Genomic DNA, 7,125 nt, shown 5'->3' with positions numbered 1-7,125 from the left:
TCGTTATCACTTGCTTTTGCCTTCGGCTTCCTCCGCACAATGCCTCGCAACATTGCACTTGCTTTCAGCTAACACTTCGCGTTATCAACGTGTGTTCGGGACTTGCACCCTATAGTAAAAGAACATGGATGGCGCACAATAATAAAGGCGGATTAATTTCTTAATCCGCCTTCACTGAAAAACCGAAAGAAGATTACTTCTTGAGGTGCTTGCTCACAAGTGCAGTCATTTCGAACATGCTAACTTGTTTCTTTCCGCCAAAAATAGCTTTGAGAGTGTCGTCAGCATTGATGTTGCGTCTGTTCTTTTTGTCCTGAAGATTGTGCTTCTTGATGTACGCCCACATTTTTTTTGCTACTTCAGTGCGTGGAAGAGCTTTGCTTCCTGTTACTGCTGCGAGGTGTGCGCTTGGAGTCAGCGGAGCCATGAATGCCGCATTTGGTTTTCTTTTTGTTGCCATTGTGTTTTGTTTTTTTGTTTTAAAAAGTTTAACTTATTTTCCCGATAACTATCGGGATTCATAGCGAAAGTAAGACAAATTCAGTCGTGTTTCATAGGGAAATACGATTGTTAATAAGTTTTCATAGGGGAAATCGGAAATCTCCCTATGGGGAATCACTTTTTTCTGGCAATCATGAGCCCATCTCTCAGGGGAAGAAGCACATTTTCTACTCTGGAATCACTCTGAATTTTCTTGCTGTACGCTAAAAGAGATTTGGTCTCAATGTCCATTTTCATAGGAGAATTGAGGATTTTACCACTCCAGAGCACATTATCCGCTATGATATATCCTCCTTGTTTCACCTTCGGGAATGCAAGGTCATAATAGGTGCTGTAATTCTCCTTGTCGGCATCAATAAACACAAGGTCAAACTCATCTTTTATGGTGGGTAAGATATTAACAGCGGAGCCGATATGCAGGGTAATTTTCCCCTGCAAGCCCGCTTCCTTTATATAACGCGTGATGATTTCTCTGAACTCTTCGTTCACATCAATGGTGTGAAGTCTGCCTCTTTCCTGCAATCCCTGCGCGAGACAAATGGCGGAATAGCCGGTGAAAGTTCCAATTTCCAGAATCTTTTTCGGACGAATCATTTTGCTGAATAGTTGCAGCATCAATCCCTGCAAGTGTCCGGAAAGCATCTGAGGCATGGTCATCTTTAAATGCGTTTCACGATTCAATCGTTTTAACACATCCAGTTCTGCATCTGAATTTTTCAGAGCATAATCTTCAATTTCCTGAGGAAGAAAATTCATACGTTGTAAATTATATAAACGATTAAACCAATATAAAGAGCAATTAATAGTATGGAGAATTCGAGCATTGTTTCAGCTCTGTTTTTCAATTTGTATGCTTTTCTTTTTTGTTCATCAGTTGCATTCGGATTTTTTAACACTTTATTTGTATTGGATATTGCAAGAGATATACATACAAAAAATCCAGGGGCAAAATACAAACAACACACACTGCTCAAAATTGTAAGTGTTTCTGCTCTTTTTAAATAACGATCCAAATTATTATGTATAGTATCTTTTAGAAAAAAAATATTCCTTTTTTCAAGAATTATTTTTCTTGAAAAATTATTTTCCTTTTTTGCATTCAGGAAAACAAGATTGATTCCTGAATCGGCCAATGAATAATCATGACAAGGTTTTTCTGCTTTGTAATGTACATTGTCATAAAAAGTATTTTTTTGTACTCCAGAAACTATTCCTTTTTCTGCTAAAATATTTTTGTCAGAAGCGTTTTCATGATTATTCGAAAACATTCCGGGCATATATTTTCTTTTTGAAAATTCATTAACAGAACTGCATCCAGACAGAAAAAGGATTAAGAAAAGAAAATACAGAATTCTCATGCTTATTTATCCTGCAAATGGAACTTATGAAGAAAGCGATGTGCAACAGGTGCAAACACAAAAGCAATCGTTGTTAGGAAAACTACCCCACTGAAGATTGCATAGAACGATGCAAATAATTTTCCTGCTGTGGTTATCATTGGGTTAACAGGTCCCATTCCGGTAAGAATCATCGAAGCATTGAGCAATGAATCAATCCATCCTAGATTTTCTGTGAAGTGGTAGCCGAGTATTCCTATAAGAAGTGAAACAACAACAATTACTCCTCCCCATAAAAAATTCCAGAAGAGTCGATTGTAATATTCTTTTTTAGGAGCAAGTGGTTTGGAATGGTGTTCGTACATTTTTTATTTGTTTGAAACTACTGCGAGTTTTTTTCCGTCAGGACTAATAGTAATGCGTGTTGGTTTGGTAATTCCAAACGACTCAAGATTTACAATTTCATTTGCACCTGCTTTGCTGTTCATATATCCTGAAACAATGGAGTTATCCGATATGGACCATATTTCATATTTTCCTATGAGAAGAAAATCTTCGCTCTCAATCATTCCTTTTATATAGGGAGTTGGAGATTTCAGAAAATGTTCATACACATTATTAAAATGTCCCGCCTTTGTGGTGTACCATAAATTGCCATCTCTCATCTTCATACATCTTCCGATGCTGTCTGCAATCACTTTTGTTTTCTGCGAATGAATATCTGCTGCCTGAAGAGTAAACGCTGGCTTTGTCAAAACATGAATCGCAACACTGTCTTTATTTATCCAGCAATGGTATCCGATGGAATCTACATTTTTCATTATACAAATCGGTTCGCCACCAGTCAAAGGAAATTTCCACAACCTCTGTGCAGAATCTTTTTCAACCATCACCACCGAAATATATTTTCCATCGGGCATGAAGGTTGGAGAATATTCGCTGACTGGGATCTTTGTGAACTGAATAGTTGTTTTTGCCTGCAAGTCATACTTATATATATCCGTTGAACCACCGCTGTCACGCTGGGATGAATATAGAATGTATTTTCCATCGGGGGAAAAAGCCGGTTGATTATCGTATCCTTTCCTGTTTGTAATGTTAATTGGATGATGGAACGAAATTTGTCCCGCACTGTCTTTGATATCCAGCAGCCAGATGTCGCAATCGGGCAACTGGGAATAGCAGAAATGAGAAATACAAAATAAAAAAACAGATAAGAATACAGATTTCATGAATCAATATTACAAAGAAAATCTATCTTCGGTTAAAAATTAATTGATGAAGAAATTTTTTCTAATTATAATTGTTACCCTAAGCGGAATAGAAACATCTTTTTCACAAATAAAAATAATCAATACCACTTGTCAGAAAACCTTTGGGGGAATGGGCGGCATCTTCAAGCAATACGTAATTGAATTTAAAAACAAGACAAATGCAAAAGTGGAAGTGGATTCGGTGAAAAGCATAGCCGATACCGTAAAGATAAATTGTTCATTTAATAAAACTGAGAATGAATCTTACAAAATATCTTTTGGGCAATCATTAAAAAGTCAGGAGAAATGTAAAACATGTCCTGATGTTTCTCCTAAACAAAGTGATTTAACAAAGGGTGTAATTGTCTATTACAGAAGAGGAGAAAAAAAATCTTCTTTCAAGATGACAAAGTTCAAGCAACTGCCTGACATCTATGCGCCATGAGCGTTTTCTTTTATCCTGCAAGTGAAAACCCAGGCAGGAGGAACATTCATGGAAGCAAAATCAATCTTCACGTCATCAAAAACTTCTTTCAACTTCTTTAATGACGCAAAGGAGTACTGAAATTGAATGAATGCCCCATGGGGATTCAAAATATTTTTTACTGAATTGAGAATAGCATATTCGGTTTTCTTCGGAATCATTGCAAGCGGAATGGAAGAAATGACATAATCTGCCTTACTGATTCCCCTTTCTTTAATATGCGCTTCCAGATTTTCAGCATTGTCATCAATAACTTCCATCCTCTCATCCGGAACAGTTTTTAACTTTTCCACAAACTCTTCATTAATTTCAAAGACATATAATTTCGCATGTTGATTCATTTTTTTCAGAATCTCGAATGTGATTACTCCCGTTCCAGGTCCAAACTCAACAATGATTTTTGCCCTGTTGAAATCAACAGGTTCTACCATCTTCTTCACAAGAAATTTGGAACTGGGAGTTATTGCGCCAATATTTTTTCCTTGTTTAAGGAACTTAGAAAAAAAATCATATTTTTTCTTCACTGGAATTCTCTATATCAAAAGCAATATTTATTCTCTGAAATCAATTTTGCCGCAACCACTCTTCTCGCCTCTTTCGCGTTGAATGGTTCGGTCTTCGTGAAGCGTTTCAAGCCCATCAGCATCATGCGTTGTTCATCGCCTGAAGAGAATGAATTGATAGCTTCTTTTCCATTCTTATTGATTCTGTCTGCCGCATCGTTAATGTAAACACGCATGATTTCAATTTTCTCTTTGCAGCTTTCTTCGCCATGCATGGAAACAAGTTTTTCCACACGTAATTGAACCGATTCCGACACATACAAGTCAATCAGCATATCGGCAATGTTCATCAACACTTCCTGTTCTTTTGCGAGTTCCATCATCAGTTTCTGTGCTGCACTTCCGGCCACCATCAAAACTGCTTTCTTGAAATTCTTCAGATATTTTTTCTCCGCTGAAAACAATGCTGTGTCTTCTCCTCCAAAATCAGGAATGCTCATTAACTCTCCCGCAATTTTCATCGCTGGTCCCATCAAATCCAATTCTCCTTTCATAGCGCGTTTCAAAAGCATATCTACAATTAACATTCTGTTTATCTCATTTGTTCCTTCGAAAATCCTATTAATGCGCGAATCTCTGTATGCTCTTTCCATTGGTGCATCAGCCGAGTAACCCATGCCACCGTAAATCTGTACTCCTTCGTCCGCCACATAATCCAGTACCTCACTGCCTGCAACTTTCAGAATTGCTGCTTCGGGGGCAAACTGTTCCACGCCTTTTAACGCAGCTTTTCCTTTTTCCATTCCTCCAGCAACGAGCGCGTTGATGGCATCTTCTATGTTTTGCGAAGCACGGTAAACAGCTGACTCCACCGCATAAACACGGATTGCCTGCTCTGCAAGTTTGTAGCGGATAGCACCGTATTTCGAAATCGGTCTGCCGAATTGATTTCTTTCATTTGAATACTGAATAGATTTCTCGGAAATTTTTTTCGCTCCTCCAACCGCTGCGGCTCCAAGTTTTACTCTGCCGATATTTAAAATATTCACCGCTATCTTGAATCCGTTTTGTCTTTCTGATAAAAGATTTTCCACAGGCACTTTACAGTCATTGAAAAAAATCTGGCGCGTTGAACTTCCTTTGATTCCCATTTTGTGTTCTTCCGGATTCAGAGAAATTCCTCCGAAACTTTTTTCTACAATAAATGCAGAAAGATTTTCATCGCTGTCAATTTTTGCGAATACAATAAACACATCTGCAAATCCACCGTTGGTAATCCACATCTTCTGCCCATTCAGCAAATAATGTTTTCCGTCTTTGGAAAGAACTGCTTTTGTTTTCCCTGAGTTTGCGTCCGAACCACTTCCCGGCTCGGTCAGACAATAACATGCTTTCCATTCTCCCGAAGCGAGTTTGGGCATATATTTTTTCTTCTGCGTTTCATTCCCATAGTATAAAATCGGAAGCGTTCCGATTCCGGTATGTGCGGAAATGGAAACAGCAAATGAATGTCCCTGACCGAGAATTTCAGTTGCCAGCATTCCGGTCACAAAATCTTTTTCAAAGCCACCGTATTCTTCGGGAACATTCAGCCCGAGCAAACCAAGCGCAGCAGCTTTGTCCATAAGTTTTACGGTGAGCCCTTCTTCCTGAGAATCAATTCTGTCGAGAATTGGCCAAACTTCCTGTGCAAGAAAATCTGTGCATGATTGCGCAATCATTAATTGTTCTTCATTCCACTGTTCAGGAATGAAAATGTCATTCGCTTCTGTTTCTTTGATAAGGAACTCCCCTCCTTTCAATGCCGTTTTTTTAGCTACTGTTTCCATTGTAATTATTTATTAATTGAGTAATTCGAATATTCCTGCCGCGCCCTGTCCGGTACCTACGCACATGGTAACCATTCCGTATTTCTTTTTGCGCCTGCGAAGTTCGTTAAATAATTGAACGGAAAGTTTTGCTCCGGTGCAACCTAGCGGATGTCCAAGTGCAATCGCTCCTCCATTCACATTTATGATTTCAGGATTCAGTTTGAGTTCTTTTATCACCGCTAAACCCTGTGAAGCAAACGCTTCGTTCAGTTCTATTAAATCAATTTGCTCTTGTTTCAAACCGGCAAGCTTCAGCGCCTTCGGAATTGCAGCCACAGGACCGATTCCCATAACTCTTGGAGGAACTCCCGCAGCAGCATAACTTACCAATCGAGCAATCGGTTTTAGATTATTTTCTTTCATGAATTTTTCTGAAACCACCATCACAAACGCAGAACCATCCGATGTCTGTGAAGAATTTCCGGCTGTCACACAACCCTTTGCGTCAAATACAGGTTTCAGTTTTGCAAGCGCTTCCAGGTTTGTATCTGCTCGTGCGCCTTCGTCCGTGTCAACCACGAACTCGCGCGTTTTCTTTTTCTCGTTTTCGTCTAAATAATTTTCAGAAACTTTTATCGGAACAATTTCATCTTTAAATTTTCCCTCTGCAATTGCTTTCACCGCTTTCTGGTGCGAAGCCAGTGCAAATTTATCCTGCTCTTCGCGCGATACTTTATATTCTTTCGCTACCGCTTCCGCAGTCAAACCCATTCCCCAATAATAATCAGGATGAACTTTCGCCACCTCGAAATTCGGAACAATGCGCCATCCGCCCATCGGAATCAAACTCATGCTCTCAGCACCGCCAGCAATAACGCATTCCGCCAATCCAGAATTTATTTTCGCGCTCGCAATCGCGATGGATTCCAAGCCGGACGCGCAATAACGGTTTACAATCATTCCGGGAATTTTGTCTGAATCGAATGCCAGAAGGGAAATAAATCTTGACATATTCAAACCCTGTTCCGCTTCGGGCATCGCGTTGCCCACGATTAAATCGTCCACCTGTTCTTTGTTCACATTCGGAACCGATTTCATCAGGTGTTTGATGACCTCCGAAGCCAGATCATCCGTGCGTGTAAAACGAAAACCTCCGCGGGTGGCTTTGCCCACTGCCGAGCGAAATCCTGCTACAATATATGCGTTCATAACTTTCTGGTACTATGTACAATGTAC

General features: G+C 39.5%; 9 protein-coding genes. 1 reads left to right on the top strand and 8 read right to left on the bottom strand.

Going from position 1 to position 7,125, the window contains the following annotated elements; all coding sequences use genetic code 11:
* Positions 1-193 precede the first annotated feature (193 nt).
* The 5 genes from HY841_00425 to HY841_00405 form a co-directional block, all read right to left on the bottom strand.
* Positions 194-460 (bottom strand): hypothetical protein, encoded by a 267-nt coding sequence (locus HY841_00425; protein MBI4929198.1) that lies wholly within the window; start codon positions 458-460, stop codon positions 194-196.
* 155 nt (positions 461-615) lie between these two features.
* Positions 616-1,257, bottom strand: coding sequence for an O-methyltransferase (locus HY841_00420; GenBank protein ID MBI4929197.1), 642 nt, complete (start codon positions 1,255-1,257; stop codon positions 616-618).
* The gene (locus tag HY841_00415; protein MBI4929196.1) at positions 1,254-1,778 is read right to left on the bottom strand and encodes a hypothetical protein; all 525 of its coding nucleotides are present in this window, start codon (positions 1,776-1,778) and stop codon (positions 1,254-1,256) included. The genes HY841_00420 and HY841_00415 overlap by 4 nt, the downstream gene beginning before the upstream one ends.
* Positions 1,779-1,861: 83 nt before the next feature.
* On the bottom strand, positions 1,862-2,203 hold the full coding sequence (locus HY841_00410; GenBank protein ID MBI4929195.1) for a hypothetical protein: 342 nt from the start codon (positions 2,201-2,203) through the stop codon (positions 1,862-1,864).
* A 3-nt stretch (positions 2,204-2,206) separates the two neighbouring features.
* Complete coding sequence (locus HY841_00405) at positions 2,207-3,070, bottom strand: PD40 domain-containing protein (GenBank protein MBI4929194.1); 864 nt, start codon at positions 3,068-3,070, stop codon at positions 2,207-2,209.
* A 46-nt stretch (positions 3,071-3,116) separates the two neighbouring features.
* Between HY841_00405 and HY841_00400 the strand changes: the two genes are divergently transcribed.
* Entirely contained in the window at positions 3,117-3,536 is a 420-nt protein-coding gene (locus HY841_00400; protein MBI4929193.1) for a hypothetical protein, read from the top strand.
* Here the strand turns inward: HY841_00400 and HY841_00395 are convergent.
* The 3 genes from HY841_00395 to HY841_00385 are packed head-to-tail and all read right to left on the bottom strand — an operon-like array spanning position 3,524 to position 7,098.
* Positions 3,524-4,099, bottom strand: a complete 576-nt coding sequence (locus HY841_00395) for a methyltransferase domain-containing protein (GenBank protein MBI4929192.1) — start codon at positions 4,097-4,099, stop codon at positions 3,524-3,526. The two genes, HY841_00400 and HY841_00395, sit on opposite strands and share 13 nt — an antisense overlap.
* A gap of 14 nt (positions 4,100-4,113) precedes the next feature.
* Positions 4,114-5,907 (bottom strand): acyl-CoA dehydrogenase family protein, encoded by a 1,794-nt coding sequence (locus HY841_00390; GenBank protein ID MBI4929191.1) that lies wholly within the window; start codon positions 5,905-5,907, stop codon positions 4,114-4,116.
* Positions 5,908-5,919: 12 nt separating this feature from the next.
* Entirely contained in the window at positions 5,920-7,098 is a 1,179-nt protein-coding gene (locus tag HY841_00385) for an acetyl-CoA C-acyltransferase (protein ID MBI4929190.1), read from the bottom strand.
* Positions 7,099-7,125: the final 27 nt, after the last annotated feature.

It is taken from the genome of Bacteroidota bacterium (assembly GCA_016213405.1).
Lineage (GTDB): Bacteria > Bacteroidota > Bacteroidia > Palsa-948 > Palsa-948 > Palsa-948.
The sequence above is the reverse complement of the archived record's forward strand: the minus strand, read 5'-3'. Positions and strand labels throughout refer to the sequence as shown.